This is a genomic window from Sphingobium sp. TomTYG65 (assembly GCF_055395525.1).
The window spans coordinates 1,250,153-1,272,207 of record NZ_AP027331.1 but is presented as its reverse complement, the minus strand read 5'-3'; the positions used below and the strand labels follow the sequence as shown (position 1 = coordinate 1,272,207).

The following is a 22,055-nucleotide window of genomic DNA, read 5'->3' as shown; positions in this document are numbered from 1 at the left end:
CTCCATGCCGGTTCAATCGCGGCGGAACAGCGGGGCACGCTTTTCGAAGAAGGCAGTGAAGGCTTCCTGCGCTTCGGGAGACCCCAGCATGTCGCGGAAGAGACGGGCTTCCTCGTCGATCCGCTGGAGCAGCATGGTCTGGTCGCCTTTCAACAGGCGCCGGGTAGCCGCCAGGGCCTGGGGCGGTTTGCTCATCAGCGCCGCCGCCTTGGCGCGGGCATGGTCGAGGAGGTTTTCGGCGGCGACGATGGCCGTGACGAGCCCGGCGCGGTCGGCGGTTTGGGCATCCATGGGCTCGCCTAGCAGCAGCATAGCGGCCGCCTTGGCATAGCCCATGGTCGCCGGTGCGAGAAGGCTGGAGCCTGCTTCCGGCACGATGCCGAGGTTGACGAAGGGCATTATGAAACGCGCGTCGGGCGCGGCATAGACGAGGTCGCAGTGAAAGAGCATGGTCGTGCCTACACCAACGGCAAGGCCTTGAACGGCAGCGATGATCGGCTTGTCGAAGCTGGCGATGGCGCGGATGAAGGCGAAGGCGGCTTCACCGCCCTCAGGACCTCTGGTGAAATCCTTGAGGTCGTTGCCGGCGCAGAAGGCATCTCCCCTGCCCGTTATCAACACTGCGCCGATGTCAGCGCGGGCCGACGCCTCGGCAAGTGCGGCCGTCATGACATGATACATGGCCGCGGTCAGTGCGTTTTTCTTGTCCGGCCGATCGATATGGATTTCCAGGACGCCGCCCTGCTCCACCAACTCAATCCCGTCGCTCATGATCCTCTCCATCTCTCACGCAATGGCAGCGTCTATCCTTTTCCTGCAAGACTGCCTACAGCCGCGCGAATGAGCCGTCTTCGGGAATTTGCCGACCCTTTTCTGCTGATGCTGATCGCTATGGTGGCGCTGGCCTCCTTCGTTCCTGCGCGGGACGAAGGGGCGCATATCGTTGGCATCGCCGCCGATGCAGGAATCGTGCTGCTGTTCTTTCTGCATGGGGCGAAGCTGTCGCGCGATGCGATCTGGAGCGGGGCGAAGGCGTGGAAGCTGCATCTTGCGACCCTGGCGACGACATTTGCGTTGTTTCCGCTGATCGGGCTGGCGGCGCAGCAGGTGGAGGCGATCCCCGCGCCGATGCGGGCGGGGCTGCTGTTCCTGACGCTGCTGCCATCGACGGTGCAATCGTCGATCGCCTTCACGGCTATCGCACGGGGCAATGTGGCGGCGGCGGTTGTGAGCGCGTCCTTTTCCAACCTGATGGGCATCGTGCTGACGCCGTTGCTGGTGGCGCTGCTGATGCAGAAGAGTGTGAGCGGTGGGACGGGCAGCCTGATTTCGCTATCGGCGGTGGAGGGGATCGTGCTGCAATTGCTGCTGCCCTTCCTGCTTGGGCATCTGGCCCGGCCCTGGATCGGCGGCTTTGTCGAGCGGCACCGGGGGATGCTGGGGCGAGTGGATCGGGGATCGATCCTGCTGATCGTCTATTCCGCGTTCAGCGCGGCGGTGGTCGAGGGGTTGTGGCACAAGGTTTCGCGGGGGGAGTTGCTGCTGCTGGCGGGGCTATCGATCGCGATCCTGATGGTGGTGTTGCTGTTCACCTGGGGGCTGGGGCGGATGCTGGGGCTGTCGCGCGAGGATGCGGTGGTGCTGCAATTTTGCGGGTCCAAGAAGAGCTTGGCGACAGGCGTTCCGATGGCGGGCGTACTGTTTCCGGCGAGTGCGGCGGGGCCGATATTATTGCCGGTGATGCTGTTTCATCAGATTCAGCTGATGGTCTGCGCCTGGCTGGCGCGGCGCTATGCCAAAGTGGTGAATGAATTAGCGAATTAAAATTGTCTGGACCGCCTTGGCTGTTATACATATGTATAAATGAAGCAGCCGGGAGGGTTCGGGATGGGTCTGGAAGGATGGAGCCTGCCAGCCTGGACCTATCGGGACCCGGATTTCTTCGCGCTGGAGACTGCCCGCATATTCCGCCCATCCTGGCAGATCGTGGGGCATGAAAGTGACTTGCCGAAGCACGGCGATTATCTGACGATCGATTATCTAGGCGAGAGCGTCCTGCTGATCCGGGGCGAAGATGGTACGGTTCGGGCCTTCACCAATGTCTGCCGCCATCGGGGCGCGCGGATCATAGATGGCACGAGCGGATGCGCGAAGCGGCTGACCTGCCCCTATCATGGCTGGACCTATGACAGCGCTGGGCGGCTGACCGGCGTGCCGGGCAAAGCGAGCTATGGCGAGTTGGATATGGCGCGGCTCGGGCTGACCAGTGTCCAGGTCGAGAATTTCCATGGGTTCCTGTTCGTCCGGCTGGAAGATGATGGCGGGCCTTCGGTGGCGGAGATGCTGGCGCCCTACGCGGCGGAGATTTCCGGCTATCGCTTCGATCAGTTGCGGGCGCTTGGGAGGGTGACATTGCGGCCGCGGGCCGTGAACTGGAAGATCATTGGCGAGAATTATTGCGATGTGCTGCATATCGGGGTGGCGCATCCGGGACTGAAGCGATTGTTCGGCGAAAGCTACAGGGTCGAGGCAAGCGAGCATGCCTGCCGGATGAGCGGGACGATCACGGCGCGGCCGTCGAGCAATGCGACGGAACGGGCCTATCAGCATTTCCTGCCTGAAGCGCCCCACCTGCCGCCCGAACGGCAACGGCTTTGGACCTATATCCAGCTGTGGCCAAACATGGCGTTCGACATCTATCCGGACCAGATCGACTTCATGCAGTGGCTGCCGGTGTCGCCGACGCAGACGCTGATCCGGGAGATCGCCTATGCGGTTCCGGATCAGCGGCGGGAAATGCGGGCGGCGCGCTATCTGAACTGGCGGATCAATCGGCAGGTCAATGTGGAGGATCGCGGCTTGATCGAGCGGGTGCAGGCGGGATTGCGATCGCTGAGCTTTTCGACGGGGCCGGTGAGTGAGGAGGAGGTAGCGCTGCGGCATTTTTGTGCGCGCATGAGGCGGGCTTTTCCGGAGACTTTGGGGGACGAGGTTTCTCGGCTGCGCTCGAAACGAATGGAATGTGGTGAGTGGGGCATGCCTACGCCCGGCCCCTCCCCCAAGCGGCAGGGGAGATAAATGCGTTACGACGCGGTCATCATCGGCGGAGGGCACAATGGACTGGTTTGCGCCTTTTACCTGGCGCGTGCGGGGTACAGGGTGCGCATCCTGGAGCGGCGGCATATCGTCGGCGGAGCGGCGGTTACGGAGGAGTTTCACCCCGGTTTCCGCAATTCGGTGGCAAGTTATACGGTCAGCCTGCTGCATCCAAAAGTGATCGAGGACATGCAGTTGGCCGCGCATGGCTATCGCGTGATCGAACGGCCTATCGCCAATTTCCTGCCGCAACCGGATGGACGCTATCTGAAGGTCGGCGGGGGATTGGAAAGAACGCAGGCGGAGTTCGCCAAGTTCAGCGCGAAGGATGCGGCAGCCCTGCCCGCCTATCTGGATGCGCTGGAGGTAGTCGCGGACCTGCTGCGCGACATGATGCTGAAGGTGCCGCCCAATGCCGGCGACGGCATGTCGATGGTCATGGCCGCGCTGACGCAGGGGCGGCGCGTGGGCGCACTGTCGCTGGAGCAGAAGCGCGACGTGCTGGACCTGTTCCTGAAGTCGGCGCGCAGCTTTCTGGATGGCTGGTTCGAAAGCGAGGCGGTGAAGGCGGCCTTCGCCTTCGACGCGATGGTCGGCCATTATGCGTCGCCCGATACGCCAGGCAGCGCCTATGTCCTGCTGCACCATGTCTTTGGCCAGGTGAACGGGCAGAAGGGCGCGTGGGGCCATTGCGTCGGCGGGATGGGCGCTATCACGCAGATCATGGCGCGGGTGGTCGCGGCCATGGGCGTGGAGATCAGCCTGGAAGCGCCGGTCGCGCGCGTCCTGGTCGATGGCCAGCGCGTGGTGGGCGTGCGGCTGGAAAGCGGCGAAGAGGTGATGGGCGGAACCGTAATCGCCAATGTCGGGCCGAAGCTGCTTTATGAGCGGATGTTGGCGCCGAGCGACCTGCCCGCCGATTTCGTAAAGCGCATCCGGGGGTACAGGGCGGGATCGGGCAGCTTCCGGATGAATGTGGCACTGTCGGCGCTGCCCGACTTTAGCTGCCTGCCGGGCAAGGGCGAGCATCTGGAGGCCGGGATCATCATCGCACCGACCATGGACTATATGGACCGGGCCTTTACCGACGCAAAGGCGCGAGGGTGGTCGCGCGAGCCGATCGTCGAAATGCTGATCCCGTCGATCATCGACGACAGCCTCGCTCCGCCGGGCGCTCATGTGGCGAGCCTTTTTTGCCAGCAGTTCGCGCCGGAACTGCCCGATGGGCGCAGTTGGGACGACGCGCGCGAGGCGGCGGCCGACGATGTGATCGCGACGGTGGAGGCGTATGCGCCGGGCTTTGCGCGGTCCGTCATAGCGCGGGAGATATTGTCGCCGCTGGACCTTGAGCGAAAATTTGGGCTGACCGGCGGAGACATCATGCATGGGGCGATGACGCTGGATCAGCTATGGGCAGCGCGGCCGGTGCTGGGCCATGGGGCTTATCGGGGGCCGCTGAAAGGGCTTTATATGTGTGGTGCGGGCACGCATCCGGGCGGCGGCGTGAGCGGCGCGCCCGGACATAATGCGGCGCGGGTGGTGTTGAAGGATGGGGCCTTGGCCGGGCGGTTGTTCGGGCGGTAATTTTTGGTTCACGAAGAGACGCAGAGACCGCAAAGATTTGGGGCGGAGCCTGTCAATATTCGCGATAGTCGTCCGCGGGGCATTGTCCTTCAGATCAAGAGGATTCGATTTGATCCGTGCGTTGCGGGCGATGTCGATAGGGGCTGCGGCAGCGCTATCTGTTTCTCGACCCTTCGACGATGCTGAAGACAGGCTTCGCTCGAAACGAACGGAGGTCGAGATCAGCGCGGGAGAACATATCTCTTTCAACTTTGTCGCTGCGGGCTCTGCGCCAACAAACCTCATGCGGAGGCGCGGAGATATGTTGAACAGCGCGAGGTGCTTTGACTGCCTCTGCCCTGAAAATCGGAACGACAATCAGGGCTTTTATGTGCCTCCGCGTCTCTGCGGCTCTGCGTGAAACACGTGACCCGCAACTGGCTGAACGCCTTCTCCTACGTTCGCCAGGCGAGGGTTCAGGATGACGTGGAGGAGGGAGACTCGGAGACCCCCGACGGGCCTTGGGAGGGCAAAAGCGTCTGAATTATACCGAATCCGGGCCGAAAATATGAGTTAATCGGCAAAAACCCCCCTAGTTGCGCGCGCTGAGACAGGTTAAGACCCGTCGTCCACGAAAGGGAGACGATCCATGAACAATACCGAACTCGCCGAAGCCGTCGCCGCTGAACATGGCCTGACCAAGGCTGATGCTCGCAAATATGTTGACGGCGTGTTTGCCGCGATCGCTGGCGCCGCCGCCAAGGGTGAAGAAGTTTCGCTGAGCGGTTTTGGGAAGTTCAAGGTGAAGGACCAGCCGGCACGTGAAGGCCGCAATCCTTCGACCGGCGCGGCTATCCAGATCGCCGCTTCGAAGAAGCTGACCTTCACGCCCGCAAAGGCGGTCAAGGATCAGCTGAACGGCTAAATGGCTGCGCGCCCCTTCCGGGTGAAGCGGGCGCCGCCAAATATTGCGATTGCGTGACACGCAATCGAACTGCCGATCTAAACAATTGTCAGGAGAAGCGAGCTGGGCCAGAGGCGCCCCTGCCTTTCAGGCATCCTCTCCTAAAAACTCAGCTGGCCGGTCCTTCGGGACCGGCCTTTTTTTGCTCGCGGGCCTTTTGGGAATGGACCTTGAGGACATGGTGGGCATGGCGCCAGTCGCGCGACAATAGTGGCCAGGACGCGGGACAAGCGACATCTTGCGATATCATGCCGACAATGAAATTTACCAATATCGGCAGGTGGATCTGATCATGGCGGCGACCGAAGATCAGAAGCGTCCTTCAAAGGGACAGATATGCCCGAGACGCGTCCGGTAAAGATGATTTACATTTGAATGCAAAGGGCGCAGAAGGACCGCCTCGTTATTCTGTGTGGAGAAGCGCGCCAATGTCTGAAAATACGCAGCCCGACATCACGACGCTCACGGTTCAGCTATTGAGTGCGTTTGTCTCCAACAATTCGCTTCCCAGCGAAAGCCTGGCCGATTTGATCCGCTCCACCCGCTCTGCCTTGACTGGTGATCCGGCGGCAGATGCTGCCGAAGCGCAGGCGGCGACTTATACGCCCGCCGTTTCGGTACGCAAAAGCCTGTCTTCGCCTGAACATATTCTGAGCATGATCGACGGGAAGCCTTACAAGACGCTGAAGCGGCACCTGGCGACCCATGGCCTTTCGCCCGATGAATATCGCGAGCGCTATAATCTGCCCAAATCCTACCCGCTGGTCGCACCGAGCTATTCCGAAGCGCGCCGTGCGGTCGCAACCCGTCTGGGCCTGGGCCGCAAGCCAGCGCCTGCCCCGGCAGAGAAGGCTGCGGCGCCCAAGCCAGCCGATGCGGAGGTGAAGGCTGCGCCCAAGGCTGCTGCCGCTCAGGGCGGCGCCAAGGCTCCGGCGAGCAAGGCCAAGGCGGCGAAGCCTGCGAAGGCAGCGCCCAAGGCTGCTGCAAAGCCTGCCGCGAAGGCCGCAGATGCGGCTGGCGGCGCTGCGCCGAAGAGCGCGGCCAAGGCCGACAAGGCTCCGCGCAAGCCGCGGGCGAAGGCTGCGCCGGCTCCGGCCGAACCCGCCGCTTAAACTTTTGCGATTGGGGCCGCCGCCTTTGGTGCGGCGATCCCTCTCCGGCAGTTCCGATGGAAGCCTGCGCCGGTCAGGTCGCGTCGCTGCTGCCTGTCACGCGAGCAGTTGCATGGCCGACCCGTTTGGCCAATTGATGCGGGTCCATCAACTGCAGACGGCCCGCTCGCAGGGTCACGTCGCCCCGCCCGCGCAATTGCTGAAGCGTCCGATTGACATGGACCGGCGTGAGGCCAAGCGCGTCGGCAAGGGCGCTTTGAGTGAGCGGCCAGGCGAAGCTGTCCTCGTCAGCGAGGCCAGCGAGCGCGAGCCGGTCATGCAATTCCAGCATGAGATCGATCAGCCGCTCCTCCGCGCTGAGGCGGCCGAGGCGAGTGATCTGGGCCAGCAGATAGGCTTCGTCCAGCGCATGGCTGACGGCATAGACCTGCTCCAGCGCGGGCGTCACGGGCGGCGCGTGGCAAAGGGTCACGGCTCCCAGCGCGACGATGCTGGATAGCGACAAGGGGCAGCTCTGACGGCAGTTGCCGATAAGGTCGCCTGGCAGGATGAAGCTCATGATCTGCCGCCGTCCGTCAGCCAGTATCCGCGAGCGCGCCGCCCAGCCGTTAAGGATGATCAACGGACCGGGAACGGCCGCGCCATGGGCGATCAATTCCTGTCCCGGTTTCACGCTGCGCATGCGGATGGCAGCGTCGGAAAGTGCCGCGTCCGACTGCCGGTCGAGCGGGGCTAATGCCGCCAAGCGGCGAAGGGCGGGTATGCTTTGCCGAGTGAGGCGGGGCGCGACTTTCATGGCTGCGCGGCCAACGGCGGCGGCTGGCGGGCGGGCGTATCCGGCAGAGTGCGACCGGCCCGGCACTGCGGCCTGCTGTGCTCAAGTGCGAGGCGCGGGTTGCAGAGGCGGGGGGCCTTGTCCGTAGCGGGGGGCCGTGGATGCGGGGAATGATGTGCCTTTCCGGGCGGCCCTGCGATCTGCAGAAGATGGCGACTGCTGTTCGCTACGCCGAGCGTCACGTCGTTCATAACCATCTCCCTGACCGGAGACTCGAGACCCCACGCTGCTATTTCTCAGGCAAGTGTCTGCCCCTGCCGCGCAAAAGCCAAGGGAAAAGCGGTCAGGCCATTCGGGATGCTGGTTTTAAAGGCTCAGTTCGCCTTGGCGCGGGCGGCTGGGCGGGGGCGCAGCAGACGCCAGGGGAACAGGCGTTGCGGGCGCGATCAGGATGCGGGCAAGGCCAGTCAACGTATAGACCGCCTGCCGCTGGGCTCCGCGATTATGATGATCGACGCGATAACCCTGATAGTGGCGGCGCAGGAGTCCGGCGGCGACCATTTCCGATACTGCGCGGCTGAGATTGGTCTTGCCCGAGGCGCGGACGCGCAGCTTTACCTGTTCCTCGACGGCGACGCTGGCGGCTTGCGGATCGGCTGGCAAGGCGCCCTGCCCCGCCAGTTCGGTACGCACGCGGGCGGCGAGCGCCAGGCGGCGCGGGTCGCGTCCGCCCATCGGCGTCAGCGCATCGCACAGCCAGTCCCGCAGCGGCTGCACCGCCCCATCCTTCGCCACCAGCGGCCCGGCGCTGCCGTCCGGACGCGCGACTTCCGCAATCAGGGTCAGTAGCATGAAGGCGTAGCGCGGGCGCGTGCTGGCGTGGGCAAGCCGGTCCAGCAGGGCGGAGAGATCTCCGGCGCCGGGGGAGCGGGGCTTGATCGAACCATGAAACATAACGGGGATGAATCAAGCACAGGTGGGGGCCAATGTGAATCCCTTGCGTGGCGAACTGGTCGCTTTTGTCGCGGATGACACTTTGCCGGAGGGTAAAGTGTCATGGTGGGCACTTTGTGGGGGAGTTATTGGCGGTGTGGAAGGGCGTGGGGGCGAGGCGATCGGAGCGGCGTGATTGCCCGGCCGCTCTACCCCTCCACCGGCCCTTGGCAGGTGCCCCTCCCCATCCCGTGATGGGATGAATTTGGGCGACGAAAAAGCCCGCTACCTTTGGGGCAGCGGGCTTTTTCTTTTGTCGGTGGCTACCGTTCGGCTCAGTGGAGGCCGCTGCCGCCGCCGCTCAGTTCCTTCGCGATGGAACCGACCATGTCCTTGGCGTCGCCGAACAGCATCTGGGTGTTGCTGTTATAATAGATCGGATTGTCGATCCCGGCGAAGCCCGCGTTCATCGAGCGCTTGATGACGAAGACCGACTTGGCGCGGTCAGCCTCGATGATCGGCATGCCCGCGATCGCGCTCTTGGGATCGTCGCGCGCCGAAGGGTTCACCGTGTCGTTCGCGCCGATGATGACGGCGACGTCCGCCTGCGGCAGTTCGGGGTTGATGTCGTCCAGATCGACCAGCTGCTCATAGGGCACATTGGCTTCAGCCAGCAGCACGTTCATGTGGCCGGGCATGCGGCCCGCAACCGGATGGATCGCGAACTTGACGTCCACGCCCTTCTTGGTGAGCGCCTGGTACAGTTCGCTGACCTTGTGCTGCGCCTGGGCGACGGCCATGCCATAGCCCGGGATGATGACGACGGTGCTGGCATTTTCCAGCTGCATCGCGGCTTCCTCGGCCGAGGCGGAGCGGACGACGCGGTCGTCTTTTCCGCCAGCAGCACCCGCCACGACATTGCCGAAGCCGCCGAACATGACGTTCGCGAAGCTGCGGTTCATCGCCTTGCACATGATGACCGCGAGGATGAAGCCCGACGCGCCGTCAAGCGCACCTGCGACGATCAGCAGCTTGTTACCGAGCGCGAAGCCCATGGCCGATGCGGCAAGACCGGCATAGCTGTTCAACAGCGCGATGACGGTCGGCATGTCCGCGCCGCCGATCGGGATGACGAGCAGGATGCCGAAGAGCAGCGCCAGCGCGACGAAGGCCGGGAACAGCCAGGTCTGCGTGGGGTCGAGGGCCAGCATGATCGCGATTACCACCGCTGCCAGCGCCACACCGCCATTGACGATGCGCTGTCCGGGGAAGGACACCGGACGGCTGCCCATCAGTTCTTGCAGCTTGGCGAAGGCGATGACCGAAGCGGTGCAGGTCAGGAAACCCAGCGCCATTTCGAACATCAGCGCCCACAGCACGAAGCTGCCCGCATATTCGGCATGGGCATGCTTATAATATTCAGCCGCGCCGATGAGGCCAACGGCGAGCGCGCCGAAGGCGTGGGAGATGGCGGTCCGCTGCGGGATCGCCGTCATCGGCATGAGGAGCGCCATCGGGATACCCGCAGCCGCGCCTGCAATCATGGCGATGATGATCAGGTTGTAATCGACGACCTCATGCTGGACGAGGGCGCCGATGATGGCGATGACCATGCCGATCTCGCCCGCGCGTACGCCGCGCCGGGCAGTCGAAGGATGGCTCATCCACATCAGCGAGAGGATGAACAGGGTCGATGCGGCAATCGCCGCGAAAGGAACGAAAGCGTCCATCGGTTACTTCCCCCGCGGCTTGAACATCTTGAGCATGCGATCCGTGATCATGAAACCGCTGACCAGATTCACGGTCGCGCAGAACACGGCCACAAAGCCCAGCGTCTTGGCGAGAGGCGTCGCGCCTTCTTCACCCGTGATCGTAATCGCCCCCACGATGACCACAGCCGCGATCGCGTTGGTCAGCGACATCAGCGGCGAGTGCAGCAGCGGCGACACTTTCTTGATCAGCTGAAAACCGACGAAAGCCGCCAATATGAAGACGAACAGATAATCTGCGTTAAGAGCGTTCACTTGCTATATCCCCTGTCCAGGAGCCGCAACCCGGTCGAGACACTGGCGGTCTTCCGTTTCCCCCCGGTCCGGGACATATTGTCCCTGCCATGATCGCTGGTTCCCATAAAACCCCTCCAAGCATTATTGGGCCGTCCCATATTGATCCATTTGACCACAGGCAAGCCGATCGCACCCAAATATCACGCCGTCGATTCGCGCAATGAATTTATTCCGTCCATGCGGGTAAACATCGAAGCTCGCCTACTTCATTTGGAATATGAGCAGGCCACGGCCTGATTATCCCTGCAAACCACCTGCACCGCCCCTACCTGCAATTTTAACTAGGGTGCAGTTTCTAGAGCTGTCCTGACGGGCACCCTTCCCGCTTGAGATGCAAGGGCAGACCCGCCGCGACGAACAACACCGTGTCGCAAGCGGCCGCAACATGCTGGTTCAACAGGCCCGCTTCATCCCGGAACCGCCGGGCCAATGCGTTTTCAGGGACGATCGAAAGGCCGACTTCGTTCGCAACGAAGACGATCGGGCTGACACATTCATCGATGGCGCTGACCAGCGAGCCGGCCCAACGGGCGATATCTTCATCGGCCAACAGCAGGTTGGAAAGCCAGAGGGTGAGGCAATCGACCAGAATTGCGCCGGAGCCGTCGGCGGCGCGAATGGCGGCGGGCAGATCCACCGGGGCCTCCACGGTTTGCCAGCGGGGGCCCCGGCGGGCGCGATGATCGGCGATCCTGTCGGTCATTTCCGCGTCGAAAGCCTGAGCCGTGGCGATATAGCTGAGCGCGCCGGGCATGGCTTCGCACTGCGCCTCGGCATGGCGGCTCTTGCCCGAGCGCGCCCCGCCCAGCACCAGAAGGCGACGGAAAGCGGTCATAAACGGACTCCTCCTATCAAGGCGGTGACCAGCCAGAGCAAGGCGCAGGCGCGGACATAGAGGCCAAGCGCCGCGCGGGCCGTCACCGAAGTAGCGTCGCGCCCCTCCCCGCCGATCCATGGCTTTTCATGGCGCACACCGTCATAGTGGATCGGCCCGGCGAGGCGGACGTCGAGCGCGCCTGCCATGGCGGCTTCCGGCCACCCGGCGTTCGGCGATGCGTGACTGGCATGATCGCGCCAGAGAATGCGCCAGCCCCCGCCGCCTGCGATGCAAAGAAGGACAGCGGAAAGGCGCGCGGGAGCGAGGTTGAGCAGATCATCGAACCGGGCCGCCGCCCAGCCGAAAGCGGCGAAGGGCTCCTCCCGATGGCCGATCAGGCTGTCGGCGGTGTTGACGGCCTTATAGGCCCATATGCCCGGCAGGCCGCCGACAACCAGCCAGAAAAGCGGCGCGACGATCCCGTCGCAAAAGCTTTCGGCAAGGCTTTCGATGGCGGCGCGGGCCGTTCCCGCTTCATCGAGAGCGGCAGTATCACGGCCGACGATCATGCTGACCGCCTGCCGCGCGGCGGGGAGGTCGCCTGCTTCAAGCGCCCTGATCACCGGCAGGACATGATCGAACAGGCTGCGCTGCGCGAGCGCGGGCCAGGCGGCGAGCGCAAGACCGGCCCAGGCCCAGGGACCGAGCAAGCGGCGGATGGCGATTTCGATGACCCATCCGCCCCCAGCGGCGACGATCAGGAGCAGCAATAAGGTCGCGACGCCGCCGAGACGTCTCCCCCGGCCGGGGCGGTTCCAGCGGCGCTCGCAGGTGGCGATGATCCCGGCGAACAGGCCGACAGGATGGCCGATGCGCGCATGCAGGCGGGCGGGCCAGCCGAGCGCTGCGTCCAGCATCAAGGCGGTGAGTTCAACCAAGAGCCGCGTCCAGCCGGGCCATGGCGGCGGCATCTGCCGGCAGCCCGAAACGGAGCCAATGGGGTTGATGTTCGAACGGACGGGTAAGGATCGCCTGACGAGCGAGTGTGTCGAACAGGGTGGCGGCGCCCGGCGTCTCCACCAGGCGGAAGAGCGGGCAATCGCCCTGCACCGCCAAGCCGTGGCGGGCCAGCAGCTGGTCGAGTTGAACGGCGCGGTCCCGCAGAGTGGCGATGGTCTGTTCGATCCAGCCCCGGTCGCGATAGGCTGCGCGGCCGAAGTCGATGGCCGCAGCGGACAAGGGCCAATCGCCGAGCATCTGACGGCAAGCGGCGATGATTGCGGGCGGCGCGATCATGAAGCCGAGGCGAAGACCGGCCAGGCCGAAGAATTTGCCGAAGGAGCGCAGGATGATCAGCCGCCTGCCCTCCCCCACTTCGCCCGCCATGCTGGTTCCCGGAAGACAATCGGCGAAGGCTTCATCGACGATCAGCCAGCCTTCTTTTCCCTCCTGATCGGCGAGAAGCGCCTGCATGCGTGCGGGCGGGAAGAGACGGCCATCGGGGTTGTTTGGGTTGGCGAGAAGCAAGGCCGTGCCGGGCGGCGCTTCGTCCGCCGTCGGGAGCGGAATGGACTGAGGAAAGGCGGCGGCGTGCGTGCGGTAGGAGGGGATGAGGTGGCAACCTGGCCGGTCCAGCAGCTTGCCGAGCAGGCGGAGGCCGATTTCGCTGCCGGGGAGCGCGCAGACATGGGCAGCTTCCGTTCTGAAATGGCTGGCGGCGGCGGCCTCCAGATCGGCGAGCGCCGAGGGATCGGGAAGCGCGTGCCAATCGGGCGCGACATGGGCGAAGCCGGGCCAAGGTTGCGGGTTTATGCCCGTTGAAAGATCCATCCATGGCTCAGCGCCCGCGCCATAATGAGCGCGCGCGTCGCCGAGGCGGCCGCCATGCCAGCGGAAGATATCGCTCATCGCGCCAGCACCAGTGCGGCGAGCAGCGCGCTTTCGATCACTTCTATGCCCGCGCCGTGACCGTCTCCCGAAATGCCGCCGATCCGGCTGCGCAGCCACCATGCCCAAAGCGGGATCAGCAGCGCAGCAAATGCCAGGGCAGGCAGGAGGGAGCAGAATGCGAGCCCAAGTGCGGACCATGCTATCAGATGCGCTGGCCTGATCCCGTCGCGAAAACGGCTGGCCAGGCCTTCATGCAGCGGCGGGAGCCAGAGCGTCCAGGCGAGCGGGCCGATCCGCGCGATCAGGGCGAGCGGGATCAGGCCCCAGGCCGGCAGCATGCCCGCCCAGAGCCGCAGCAGCACCAATTTCGTCAGCAACTGGAGGATGATGGCGACGACGCCGAAACTGCCGATGTGCGGATCGGCCAGCACAGCGGAAAGCTTCGTCCGGTCGCCATGGGCCGCGCCTGCTCCGTCCGCGATGTCGCCAAGTCCGTCGAGATGGAGCGCGCCCGTTGCGGCGACCCAAGCGAGCAGGGCGAACAAGGCAGCCGCCCATGGATCGACGCGCGAGCCCAGCGTCATTGCCGCCGCTGCCGCTCCGCCAACGGCGACACCGGCAGCAGGAAACCATCGGATCGCGGCGGCGAAATCCTTCTCATCCGCCTTGACCGGGGGAAGCGGCAGGCTGGTCATCAATTGCAGGGCGAGGACGAAGCGCCTCATGTGACGAGCCCGGTTATCTGGGCGTTCAGCGTCTCGCCCCGCCAGACGCGCAGGGACACAAGCGCGGCATAGGGCAGGTCGATCGCCCATGATTGGCGATAGGTAAAGCCGCAAAGCAGCGTCAGCGCGGCGCGCATCGCCCCGGCATGGCTGAGTACCAGCGTGGGTTGGTTGATGTTGACGATGGCGCTTTCGACGCGGAGGCGGAGGTCGGACCAGCGCTCTCCACCGGGCGGAGGGTTTTCGTCGGGCGCTTCCCAGAAGCGGCCGATGTCGGACGCGGGAAGTTCGGCCGGGGCCGCCCCTTCCCATGCGCCGAAATGCAGTTCGCGCCAGCGGGGGTCGGCATGGTGAGGCAGTGCGCGCTCTGCCGCGATGAGCGCGGCGGGGTCGTGGGCACGGCTGAGGTCGGAGCTGAGCAGTTGGGTGAAGTCGATGGCGCGGGCGCGGTTCAGGCATGGCTGCATCGCGTCAGGATCAGGCGGCGTATCGGTATGGCCGAGCAGCAGGCCCGGCGTCTGCGGCGCGCCATGGCGCATCAGGTGGAGGGTGAAGCTGCTCACAGCGCGCCTGCGACGGCGGCCTCCGCGAAGGTCGCCATCTCCCCATGCGCGGCGAGCGCGGAACGGACGATCTGCGCCACGACGGCCGCGCCGCTGCCTTCGCCAAGGCGCATGTCGAGATGCAGCAGCGGTTTGAGGCCCAGCATGGCCAGCAGCCGCGCATGACCTGCTTCGGCCGAAACATGGGCGGCGAGGCAGTGCGCGGTGATGGCGGGATTGTCGCGGGCGAGCGGGGCGACGGCTGCGCAGGATATGAAACCGTCGAGCAGCATGGGCACGCTCAACTGGCGCGCGGCGAGTACGGCCCCGGCCATAGCGGCGATCTCCCGCCCGCCAATACGGCGGAGCGTTTCGAAGGCGCTGGTGCAATGGGGGCCGTGGAGTGCGAGCGCCCGAGAAACCGCGTCAGCCTTGCGTGCGAGGCCCTCTTCATCGATGCCGGTGCCGCGTCCGATCCAGTCGCTGGCCAGGCCGCCGAAGGATTGCGCGCACAATGCTGCGGCGGGGGTGGTGTTGGCGATGCCCATCTCGCCGACGAACAGCAGGTCGGTGCCTGCCTTGACCACGGCCGCGCCTGCGTTGAGGGCGTCGAGACATTCCGCCTCGCTCATCGCCGGGGCTTCGCAGATGTCCGCAGTCGGCCGGTCAAGGTCGAGCGGGACGATGGAGAGCTCGGCTCCACAGGCGGCGGCGAGCGCGTTGATCGCCGCGCCGCCCGTCTGGAAATTCGCGACCATCTGGGCGGTGACGGCTGCAGGGAAAGCGCTGACCCCGCGCGCCGCCACGCCATGGTTGCCCGCGAATATGGCGGCGCGAATGCGGTCGGCGCGGGGACGCTCCGCGCCCTGCCAGCCTGCCATGAAGATCGCGATTTCCTCCAGCCGGCCGAGCGAGCCGGCGGGCTTGGTGAGTTGCGCCTGGCGGGCGGCGGCGGCTTCGATGGCGTTTGCATCCGCCGTCGGCAGGGTCGCAAGGGCGCGGGTGAAGGCGGCAGCATCCTCGAACCGGATCATGAGCAGACGAAGCCTTCGGGCGGCGTGCGGACGATGAAATGGCCCTTCACGCCCTGCGGCCAATCGGCATAGCGGACGACGCCTTCCTCGCTCGCGGCGTGGCGGAGCGTATAGTCGAGGATAGAGCGGGCGGCGTCTGCGTCGGGCGTGAAGTCGCCCAGCACATAGCCGACCTTGCCGGGTCCGCGCACATGGACGGTGCAATGGCGCTGGCAGGCGAAGAGGCAGGGCATGTCCTGTACGGAGACGGCAGCGTAGGCGGGCTCCTGCGCCTGGAGATCGCGCATCGCTTCGGCCAGCAGCGCGCCGCCGCGACGGCCCTGCTCGTCCTCCCGCTGGTCGGGAGACAGGCGGCATGTCGAGCAGACGACCACCGACGCCTGATTTTCGACGGAGCGCAACATCAGCGGCGCCCTTTCATAACCATATGCACATGAAAGACCTTCATCAGGGTCCTCCCGCTTTTTCGAACCGCAAACAGCCTTGCCGGTGACGCCAGGGGCGAACCGGAAAGGCGATGGCTGTCGCTACGCGAGGGGGACCCCGTTCGCCCGGCACACCCTGTCCGGTCGAAGAACGACTGCGGCAGGCAGGTCTCCTGGCTCACGGGTCAGTGCGTTCCGGCCGCCTTCTCGGGACTATTGTGTCCCAATGGCGCTGTGGCCGGTCCGCTCACCGCTTACAGTTGCAGGGGCAGCGCGGGTATTGCACCCGACTTCCCTCTTTGAGCAGCGCGCTTCAGATGATCACCCCATTTCCGTTCGGGCTGAGCCTGTCGAAGCCCGCCCGCGCCCTTCGACATTCGAATGAGGCAAGCGACTCATTTGAACAGGGCGAACGGAGGTTGAGCGATCCATTTAAGCGCGTTGCTCTCGTCCCCTCTCGGGAACCTGTCGCGGGGCTGCTGATAAAGCGGGGGCGGCCTGCTCGCAAGCGGTAGATGACGGCAGGGACATGTGTATGCTGCATTTGCAGCAAGGGAGCGTCACCCATGAGCGATTCCGGTCAGCCCTGGTGGAAGGGCGCGGTCATCTACCAAATCTATCCGCGCAGTTTTCAGGATTCGAATGGCGACGGGATCGGGGACCTGCCCGGTATCACGCGGCGGCTTGAGCATATCGCCCGGCTGGGCGCGGACGCGATCTGGATTTCGCCCTTCTTCACATCCCCCATGCGCGATTTCGGCTATGACATTGCCGATTATTGCGGGGTCGATCCGATCTTCGGCACGATCGAGGATTTCGACGCGCTGGTGGCGCGGGCGCATGAATTGGGGCTCAAGGTCACGATCGATCAGGTCTATGCCCACACATCGGACCTGCATGACTGGTTTCGCGAAAGCCGGGAGAATAAGAGCAATGCCCGGCACGACTGGTATGTCTGGGCCGATCCAAAGCCCGACGGCACGCCGCCCTGCAATTGGCAATCAGTGTTTGGCGGCCCCGCCTGGACCTGGGACGCGCGGCGGCGACAATATTATATGCACCAGTTTCTGGCCAGCCAGCCGCAGCTCAATGTCCATAATCCGGAGGTGCAGGATGCGCTGCTCGCTGCCATGCGCTTCTGGCTGGAGCGGGGCGTCGATGGGTTCCGGCTGGATGCGCTGAACCATGCGATGCACGATCCGATGCTGCGCGACAATCCGCCCGCGCCCGATGACGGCAAGCCCCGCACCCGGCCGTTCGACTATCAGATCCGGCGTTACAGCCAATCGCACCCGGACATGCTGGGCTTTGTCGAGCGTATCCGGGCGCTCACCGACCGCTATGGCGCGATCTTCACCATGGCCGAGGTCGGCGGCAACCGGGCAGAGGAGGAGATGAAAGCCTATACGTCCGGAGAAAAACGGCTGAACAGCGCCTATGGCTTCGATTTTCTCTATGCCGAAGCGCTGACCCCCGCGCTGGTCGCGGAGACGGTGGCGCGGTGGCCGGATGAGCCCGAGATGGGATGGCCGAGTTGGGCGTTTGAAAATCATGATGCGCCGCGCGCCCTGTCGCGATGGTGCGCGGCGGAAGATCGGGCGGCCTTTGCGCGGGTGAAGATGGCGCTGCTGGTCGCGCTGCGCGGCAATGCGATCCTCTATCAGGGGGAAGAACTGGGGATCACCCAGGTCGATATCCCTTTCGAGCGGCTTCAGGACCCGGAGGCGATTGCGAACTGGCCGCTCACCCTGTCGCGAGACGGAGCGCGCACGCCGCTGCCGTGGGAAGCGAGCGCCAGCGAGGCGGGGTTCAGCACGGCGATGCCCTGGCTGCCGTTGGGAGAGGAGAATCTCGCGAGGGCAGTCGATGCGCAGGAGGGTGATCCAGACTCGCTGCTGAACTTCACGCGCGCGATGCTGGCGCTACGCAGGGAGAATGCGGCGCTAAGACATGGGTCGATGGAGTTGCTGCTGGCGGATGACAGCAGGCTCATTTTCCGTAGAGCAGCGCAGGGACAGCATTTGCTTTGCCTGTTCAATCTGTCGAAAGAGGTTGCCGTTTGGCCTGACGGGATGGCGGTGAGCGGGGAAATTCTGCTGGCGGTGAATGGAGCGACGGTTGGAGCGCTCCCGCCATTTTCCGCTTTGTGGATACAGGAATGACCAGTGCTCCTGCGAAGGCAGGAGCCTAGTTAGATCATCCCATCTTCGGTCGCCAGCATCGCGTCCGGCCGTGCCAGCACTATGAGGGGCAGACCCGCACTCGCGGCTCGCTCGGCCGCCAATCGGGTCGGAGCGGAGATGGTGACGAGCAGCGGGCAGTTGGCGAGCGCCGCCTTTTCCACCAGCTCATAGGAGCAGCGTGAGGAGAGCAGCGCAAAGCCTCCGTCCCAGGACAGACCCTGCCGACGCATGGCGCCGATCAGCTTGTCGAAGGCGTTGTGACGGCCGACATCTTCATAGGCCAGGCGGATCGCGCCATCGGCGCCAACCAGTGCAGCGGCATGCGTGGCGCCGGTGCGGGCGTTGAGCGGCTGATGCACGGACAATGTTTCAAGCGCGCGGAAGATGGCGGCGCGATCCGCCCGCGAACGGGACGTGACAAGCGGCAGCGGCCGGATCGCCTGTTCCAGATTTTCCACGCCGCACAGGCCGCAGGAAGAATCCGAAACGCGGTGGCGGACGCGGCCGAGCAGGCCCTCGACCCGATCGGGCGGGAGAGTGGCGCGCGCGATGACGCCGTCAGTCGTTGAGTGGACATCGATATCGAGCGGCGGGTCTTCGGCGCTCACCAGACGTTCGGCGAGGGCGAAGCCCTGCACCAGTTCGGCTATGTCAGCAGGGGTCGCCATCAGCACGGCGTAGCCTACGCCGTTGAACTCCAGGGCTACCGGCGCTTCCTCGGCGAGGTCGCGGGTTATTCCGGCTGCCGTGCCCTCGGGCGTGATCTGCGTGAAGGAGAAGGGCGAAGGCATGCCTTCGATCTAGGGGCGGGGGACACCGACGGCAATGGACCTTCGTCATCCCGGCTTGGTTCGGGATGACGAAGGTGGGATCGCCGTTCAATAATTCCACTGCACCTGCGTGCGGATCAGGTCGCCCTCGGCGCGACCCACGCGGCGCTCGTCTGCTTCGGCGCGCTTCATCCGGGCGTAGGCCAGCGTGAATTCGAGCGCCTTCCACGGCTGCCATTCGACACCGAGTTCAAATTCGTCGGTTTCCAGGCGCGGGGCGTTGGTCGAAGCTTTCCACCCGCCGCGATAATGTTGCCAACGGGCATAGGGGATCAGCACGCCGACCGAGTCCGTTGGCAGGCGATACATCGCCTGGACATAGCCGCCGCGTAGCCTCTTCGTTTCGATCGATTGGCTGAGGCGGTCGAACTCCGGTCCCTTGCCCCAATTCCATTCGGCCTGAATGCCCAAGGGCTGCGGGTAGAGCATGGCATGGATGCCGACCCGATCGTCGTCATAGGCGACCGCACTGACCGAACCGCTGCGCAGTTCAGGCTGAACATCGTTCAGCATCGCGGAGCCGCCGATTTCGAACACCTGGCCCGCGAATGTCTCACCCAGGCCGTCCAGTTCAAACGGCCAGGTGGCGAAAGCGACCTTCATCAAGCCCCTATTCTGTTCGGTGCGGTTGGTGCCCTGGCCATTGAACACGCCCAGGCCGAACGCGCCATAATTGCCGAACAGCTTTTGCCCGTCATGGCCCAGCCGGTCCCAGATCTTCTGGACCGAAGGCGGCGTATAATAGCCGACGATGCCAAGATCGCGCTCGCTGGGCACGGCGCTGTTGATCGCGTCGCTGCGGTCGAGCGTCAGGCGGTTGGAAGAGGACTGCATATTCTCCCAGCCATAGGGCACCTTCGACTGGCCGAAACGGACGCGGAAGGTCTTCGCCTTGTCGAGGAAGACGTCTGCATAGGCGTCGCGCAACTGAACGAAATGTTCGCGGCGTTCGCTGCCCGCCTGATTGTTCACGGCTGTCGCGAAATCCGACTGGAGATAGAGGGAAACCCGGTCGGAAATGTCGCCCTGAAGAACCAGGCGCGCGCGGCGCAGGGAGAAGCTGCCGCGGTCGGAAATTGAGCTGTCATGAACAGACCGCAGGCGGGATTGCCCGGCAGGGGCCGTGTCGTCGCCCGATAGGAAGGCGTTGTAGCGCATCTGCGTATAGCCGCGCAGCGAGAGCCGCTCATACCAGGCCTTGGACTTCGGCGCAGGCGCTGATGCCGCTGCCGGGGTGGATGCAGGCGGTTGAGCAGGCGCTGCGGCGAGCGCGGTGGGCGCAGGCGCTGAGGGGACGGCGGAGGCCGGAGCGGCAGCAACGGGCGCTGCGCCCTTACTGGCGGCGAGCGCGTTGGTAAGTGCCTGGACCTGCGCCTTGAGTTCATCGATCTGGCGCTGCAGCGCTTCATTGCTTTGCGCCTGCGCCACCTCCGGCATCAATGCGAGCAAGCTCACCATCAACGCCGCGCCGCCCACCTTGAAAGCTGTCACCCCTGTAACTCCCTCACATGTCGATGGATGGCGCGGCTATGACTTTAATGTGACTCTAAAATGACAAATATGTCTCCGTTCGATGACGGGCGGCATTCGGCGCGCGATTGCACATCACGGGCTTCACATCCGCTGCCGCAGCCTCTATGCACAGCCTCGATCGCGCCGGTGCCTCGAAAGAGGCTTAATTTGGGAATGCGGTGCGGACGCCTCAGGCGTCCTAATCCGCGGCTGTCCCTGCAACTGTAAGCGGTGAGCGAGACATATATCGACCTTCCGTGACATTCGGAGGTCAGCCACTGGGCCGGACGCTAAATCCTGCGAGGCCTGGGAAGGCCATATGTCGAGCGATGACCCGCAAGCCAGGAGACCTGCCGGCGTCTGGTCGCTCTTGCTTTGGTCCAGGGGATGGCCGGGGCACGGTTTTCCGTCTGAGCGACGCGTGCGGCGGGGCCGCACCGGCATAGCGCCGGACGCCGGTAAGGTGTCCGTCCGGCGCACCATGTCGGCCGCGATGCGGAGGTCCCGTCGATGTTCGCTGACGCCGACGGGAGACTGATCTGCGATGGAGACGACTGTTCCGGTTTTACGCCGGCGCGCCACCGCCATGTTCGCTGGGCTGATCGCGGCCAATATCGGGCTGTGGCTATGGGCGCTGCTGATATTCTCGGGCGACACGATGATGCTGGGCACTGCCCTGCTCGCCTGGAGCCTGGGGCTGCGCCATGCGGTCGATGCCGATCATATCGCGGCGATCGACAATGTGACCCGCAAGCTGATGCAGGAAGGACAGCGGCCGCTGACGGTCGGATTCTGGTTCGCGATCGGCCATAGCGGCATCGTCCTGGTCGCGGCGGTAGTGATCGCTGTGGCGGCAAGCGCGTTGAGCCGCGTCGAAGCGGTGGGCGAGGTGGGCGGCACGATCGCGACCGTCATTTCCGCCACCTTCCTCTTCGCCATCGCGGCGATGAACCTGATCATTCTGCGATCGGTGCTCAAGACCTTCAACCATGTCCGCAGCGGCGGCGCTTATGTCGATGAGGATATGGACATATTGCTGGGAAACCGAGGTTTTCTGGCGCGTATCTTCCGGCCCTTGTTCCGTTTGGTGACGCGGAGCTGGCACATGGCTCCGCTGGGCTTTCTGTTTGGGCTTGGGTTCGATACGGCGACGGAGGTGGCGATCCTGGGGCTGTCGGCCGGACAGGCGGCGAGCGGGCTGTCGGTTGCGACCGTGCTTATCTTCCCCCTGCTCTTCGCGGCGGGCATGGCGCTGATCGACACGGCGGACGGGGCGCTAATGATGGGTGCCTATCAATGGGCGTTCGTTAAGCCGATCCGTAAGCTTTACTACAACATCACCATCACTTTGGTGTCCGCTCTGGTCGCGATCGTCATCGGCGGGATCGAGGCGGCGGCGCTGCTGGGCGACAAGCTGGGCCTGAGCGGCGGCATATGGTCGCTTGCCGCAGATCTAGGCGAGCATTTCAACAGCCTCGGCTTCTTCATCATCGGTCTGTTCGCCGCCTGTTGGCTCATGAGCTGGGCCATCTACCGCTGGAAACGCTTCGACGAGATCGAAGTCCTCATCCTCAATCAAGGATAATGT

Annotated in this window: 22 protein-coding genes and 2 riboswitches; of the genes, 8 read left to right on the top strand and 14 right to left on the bottom strand. The window is 64.5% G+C overall.

Going from position 1 to position 22,055, the window contains the following annotated elements; all coding sequences use genetic code 11:
• Positions 1–12: 12 nt before the first annotated feature.
• Positions 13–771 carry an enoyl-CoA hydratase gene (locus ACZ5Y5_RS19575; protein ID WP_464811087.1) on the bottom strand — a complete coding sequence of 253 codons (759 nt, stop codon included), beginning with the start codon at positions 769–771 and terminating at the stop codon, positions 13–15.
• A gap of 69 nt (positions 772–840) precedes the next feature.
• On the opposite strand from ACZ5Y5_RS19575, the gene ACZ5Y5_RS19570 reads away from it, so the two are divergent.
• From ACZ5Y5_RS19570 to ACZ5Y5_RS19550, 5 genes are all read left to right on the top strand, one after another.
• On the top strand, positions 841–1,824 hold the full coding sequence (locus ACZ5Y5_RS19570) for a bile acid:sodium symporter family protein (RefSeq protein WP_464811086.1): 984 nt from the start codon (positions 841–843) through the stop codon (positions 1,822–1,824).
• 39 nt (positions 1,825–1,863) lie between these two features.
• Entirely contained in the window at positions 1,864–3,078 is a 1,215-nt protein-coding gene (locus tag ACZ5Y5_RS19565) for an aromatic ring-hydroxylating oxygenase subunit alpha (protein WP_464811085.1), read from the top strand.
• Entirely contained in the window at positions 3,079–4,680 is a 1,602-nt protein-coding gene (locus ACZ5Y5_RS19560; RefSeq protein WP_464811084.1) for a phytoene desaturase family protein, read from the top strand.
• Positions 4,681–5,308: 628 nt separating this feature from the next.
• Entirely contained in the window at positions 5,309–5,584 is a 276-nt protein-coding gene (locus ACZ5Y5_RS19555; protein ID WP_464811083.1) for an HU family DNA-binding protein, read from the top strand.
• Between the two features lie 467 nt (positions 5,585–6,051).
• Positions 6,052–6,735, top strand: coding sequence for a Ros/MucR family transcriptional regulator (locus ACZ5Y5_RS19550; RefSeq protein ID WP_464811082.1), 684 nt, complete (start codon positions 6,052–6,054; stop codon positions 6,733–6,735).
• A gap of 73 nt (positions 6,736–6,808) precedes the next feature.
• Here the strand turns inward: ACZ5Y5_RS19550 and ACZ5Y5_RS19545 are convergent, their stop codons facing one another.
• Together ACZ5Y5_RS19545 and ACZ5Y5_RS19540 are read right to left on the bottom strand one after the other, a co-directional pair.
• A complete protein-coding gene (locus ACZ5Y5_RS19545) occupies positions 6,809–7,531 on the bottom strand; it encodes a Crp/Fnr family transcriptional regulator (protein ID WP_464811081.1) in 723 nt (240 codons plus the stop codon).
• A gap of 345 nt (positions 7,532–7,876) precedes the next feature.
• Entirely contained in the window at positions 7,877–8,464 is a 588-nt protein-coding gene (locus ACZ5Y5_RS19540; protein WP_464811080.1) for a hypothetical protein, read from the bottom strand.
• A 7-nt stretch (positions 8,465–8,471) separates the two neighbouring features.
• Between ACZ5Y5_RS19540 and ACZ5Y5_RS19535 the strand changes: the two genes are divergently transcribed.
• Complete coding sequence (locus ACZ5Y5_RS19535) at positions 8,472–8,639, top strand: hypothetical protein (protein WP_464811079.1); 168 nt, start codon at positions 8,472–8,474, stop codon at positions 8,637–8,639.
• Positions 8,640–8,778: 139 nt separating this feature from the next.
• On the opposite strand, the gene ACZ5Y5_RS19530 is transcribed toward ACZ5Y5_RS19535, so the two are convergent.
• From ACZ5Y5_RS19530 to ACZ5Y5_RS19490, 9 genes are all read right to left on the bottom strand, one after another.
• Positions 8,779–10,173, bottom strand: coding sequence for an NAD(P)(+) transhydrogenase (Re/Si-specific) subunit beta (locus ACZ5Y5_RS19530; RefSeq protein WP_464811078.1), 1,395 nt, complete (start codon positions 10,171–10,173; stop codon positions 8,779–8,781).
• 3 nt (positions 10,174–10,176) lie between these two features.
• Complete coding sequence (locus ACZ5Y5_RS19525; RefSeq protein WP_464811077.1) at positions 10,177–10,467, bottom strand: NAD(P) transhydrogenase subunit alpha part 2; 291 nt, start codon at positions 10,465–10,467, stop codon at positions 10,177–10,179.
• 337 nt (positions 10,468–10,804) lie between these two features.
• Entirely contained in the window at positions 10,805–11,344 is a 540-nt protein-coding gene (gene cobU / locus ACZ5Y5_RS19520; RefSeq protein ID WP_464811076.1) for a bifunctional adenosylcobinamide kinase/adenosylcobinamide-phosphate guanylyltransferase, read from the bottom strand.
• Positions 11,341–12,297 (bottom strand): adenosylcobinamide-phosphate synthase CbiB, encoded by a 957-nt coding sequence (gene cbiB / locus ACZ5Y5_RS19515; protein ID WP_464811075.1) that lies wholly within the window; start codon positions 12,295–12,297, stop codon positions 11,341–11,343. Before cbiB ends, cobU begins: the two co-directional genes overlap by 4 nt.
• On the bottom strand, positions 12,257–13,234 hold the full coding sequence (locus tag ACZ5Y5_RS19510) for a threonine-phosphate decarboxylase (RefSeq protein WP_464811074.1): 978 nt from the start codon (positions 13,232–13,234) through the stop codon (positions 12,257–12,259). The genes cbiB and ACZ5Y5_RS19510 overlap by 41 nt, the downstream gene beginning before the upstream one ends.
• On the bottom strand, positions 13,231–13,941 hold the full coding sequence (locus tag ACZ5Y5_RS19505) for an adenosylcobinamide-GDP ribazoletransferase (protein WP_464811073.1): 711 nt from the start codon (positions 13,939–13,941) through the stop codon (positions 13,231–13,233). The genes ACZ5Y5_RS19510 and ACZ5Y5_RS19505 overlap by 4 nt, the downstream gene beginning before the upstream one ends.
• On the bottom strand, positions 13,938–14,504 hold the full coding sequence (locus tag ACZ5Y5_RS19500; RefSeq protein ID WP_464811072.1) for a histidine phosphatase family protein: 567 nt from the start codon (positions 14,502–14,504) through the stop codon (positions 13,938–13,940). Before ACZ5Y5_RS19500 ends, ACZ5Y5_RS19505 begins: the two co-directional genes overlap by 4 nt.
• Complete coding sequence (cobT, locus tag ACZ5Y5_RS19495; protein WP_464811071.1) at positions 14,501–15,517, bottom strand: nicotinate-nucleotide--dimethylbenzimidazole phosphoribosyltransferase; 1,017 nt, start codon at positions 15,515–15,517, stop codon at positions 14,501–14,503. The genes ACZ5Y5_RS19500 and cobT overlap by 4 nt, the downstream gene beginning before the upstream one ends.
• Positions 15,514–15,921 (bottom strand): DUF1636 domain-containing protein, encoded by a 408-nt coding sequence (locus ACZ5Y5_RS19490; protein ID WP_464811070.1) that lies wholly within the window; start codon positions 15,919–15,921, stop codon positions 15,514–15,516. Before ACZ5Y5_RS19490 ends, cobT begins: the two co-directional genes overlap by 4 nt.
• Before the next feature lie 167 nt (positions 15,922–16,088).
• Positions 16,089–16,283, bottom strand: a riboswitch (cobalamin riboswitch).
• A gap of 225 nt (positions 16,284–16,508) precedes the next feature.
• Here ACZ5Y5_RS19490 and ACZ5Y5_RS19485 point away from each other — a divergent pair.
• Complete coding sequence (locus ACZ5Y5_RS19485) at positions 16,509–18,104, top strand: alpha-amylase family glycosyl hydrolase (RefSeq protein WP_464811069.1); 1,596 nt, start codon at positions 16,509–16,511, stop codon at positions 18,102–18,104.
• 29 nt (positions 18,105–18,133) lie between these two features.
• On the opposite strand, the gene fdhD is transcribed toward ACZ5Y5_RS19485, so the two are convergent.
• On the bottom strand, positions 18,134–18,916 hold the full coding sequence (fdhD, locus tag ACZ5Y5_RS19480) for a formate dehydrogenase accessory sulfurtransferase FdhD (RefSeq protein WP_464811068.1): 783 nt from the start codon (positions 18,914–18,916) through the stop codon (positions 18,134–18,136).
• An 87-nt stretch (positions 18,917–19,003) separates the two neighbouring features.
• Positions 19,004–20,413 carry a porin gene (locus ACZ5Y5_RS19475; RefSeq protein ID WP_464811614.1) on the bottom strand — a complete coding sequence of 470 codons (1,410 nt, stop codon included), beginning with the start codon at positions 20,411–20,413 and terminating at the stop codon, positions 19,004–19,006.
• 182 nt (positions 20,414–20,595) lie between these two features.
• Positions 20,596–20,839: riboswitch (cobalamin riboswitch) on the top strand.
• Positions 20,840–21,011: 172 nt separating this feature from the next.
• On the opposite strand from ACZ5Y5_RS19475, the gene ACZ5Y5_RS19470 reads away from it, so the two are divergent.
• On the top strand, positions 21,012–22,052 hold the full coding sequence (locus tag ACZ5Y5_RS19470; RefSeq protein WP_464811067.1) for a HoxN/HupN/NixA family nickel/cobalt transporter: 1,041 nt from the start codon (positions 21,012–21,014) through the stop codon (positions 22,050–22,052).
• Positions 22,053–22,055: the final 3 nt, after the last annotated feature.

What these genes read in the sequence shown, in the direction of transcription:
- ACZ5Y5_RS19540 (WP_464811080.1), bottom strand. Translation starts at nt 8,464, where the DNA reads ATGTTTCATGGTTCGATCAAGCCCCGCTCCCCCGGCGCCGGAGATCTC.
- ACZ5Y5_RS19560 (WP_464811084.1), top strand. Translation starts at nt 3,079, where the DNA reads ATGCGTTACGACGCGGTCATCATCGGCGGAGGGCACAATGGACTGGTT.
- cobU (WP_464811076.1), bottom strand. Translation starts at nt 11,344, where the DNA reads ATGACCGCTTTCCGTCGCCTTCTGGTGCTGGGCGGGGCGCGCTCGGGC.
- ACZ5Y5_RS19490 (WP_464811070.1), bottom strand. Translation starts at nt 15,921, where the DNA reads ATGTTGCGCTCCGTCGAAAATCAGGCGTCGGTGGTCGTCTGCTCGACA.
- ACZ5Y5_RS19555 (WP_464811083.1), top strand. Translation starts at nt 5,309, where the DNA reads ATGAACAATACCGAACTCGCCGAAGCCGTCGCCGCTGAACATGGCCTG.
- ACZ5Y5_RS19475 (WP_464811614.1), bottom strand. Translation starts at nt 20,413, where the DNA reads ATGGTGAGCTTGCTCGCATTGATGCCGGAGGTGGCGCAGGCGCAAAGC.
- ACZ5Y5_RS19485 (WP_464811069.1), top strand. Translation starts at nt 16,509, where the DNA reads ATGAGCGATTCCGGTCAGCCCTGGTGGAAGGGCGCGGTCATCTACCAA.
- ACZ5Y5_RS19575 (WP_464811087.1), bottom strand. Translation starts at nt 771, where the DNA reads ATGAGCGACGGGATTGAGTTGGTGGAGCAGGGCGGCGTCCTGGAAATC.
- fdhD (WP_464811068.1), bottom strand. Translation starts at nt 18,916, where the DNA reads ATGCCTTCGCCCTTCTCCTTCACGCAGATCACGCCCGAGGGCACGGCA.
- cbiB (WP_464811075.1), bottom strand. Translation starts at nt 12,297, where the DNA reads ATGCCGCCGCCATGGCCCGGCTGGACGCGGCTCTTGGTTGAACTCACC.
- ACZ5Y5_RS19545 (WP_464811081.1), bottom strand. Translation starts at nt 7,531, where the DNA reads ATGAAAGTCGCGCCCCGCCTCACTCGGCAAAGCATACCCGCCCTTCGC.
- ACZ5Y5_RS19470 (WP_464811067.1), top strand. Translation starts at nt 21,012, where the DNA reads ATGGAGACGACTGTTCCGGTTTTACGCCGGCGCGCCACCGCCATGTTC.
- ACZ5Y5_RS19570 (WP_464811086.1), top strand. Translation starts at nt 841, where the DNA reads ATGAGCCGTCTTCGGGAATTTGCCGACCCTTTTCTGCTGATGCTGATC.
- ACZ5Y5_RS19530 (WP_464811078.1), bottom strand. Translation starts at nt 10,173, where the DNA reads ATGGACGCTTTCGTTCCTTTCGCGGCGATTGCCGCATCGACCCTGTTC.
- ACZ5Y5_RS19565 (WP_464811085.1), top strand. Translation starts at nt 1,864, where the DNA reads ATGAAGCAGCCGGGAGGGTTCGGGATGGGTCTGGAAGGATGGAGCCTG.
- cobT (WP_464811071.1), bottom strand. Translation starts at nt 15,517, where the DNA reads ATGATCCGGTTCGAGGATGCTGCCGCCTTCACCCGCGCCCTTGCGACC.
- ACZ5Y5_RS19510 (WP_464811074.1), bottom strand. Translation starts at nt 13,234, where the DNA reads ATGAGCGATATCTTCCGCTGGCATGGCGGCCGCCTCGGCGACGCGCGC.
- ACZ5Y5_RS19535 (WP_464811079.1), top strand. Translation starts at nt 8,472, where the DNA reads ATGAATCAAGCACAGGTGGGGGCCAATGTGAATCCCTTGCGTGGCGAA.
- ACZ5Y5_RS19550 (WP_464811082.1), top strand. Translation starts at nt 6,052, where the DNA reads ATGTCTGAAAATACGCAGCCCGACATCACGACGCTCACGGTTCAGCTA.
- ACZ5Y5_RS19505 (WP_464811073.1), bottom strand. Translation starts at nt 13,941, where the DNA reads ATGAGGCGCTTCGTCCTCGCCCTGCAATTGATGACCAGCCTGCCGCTT.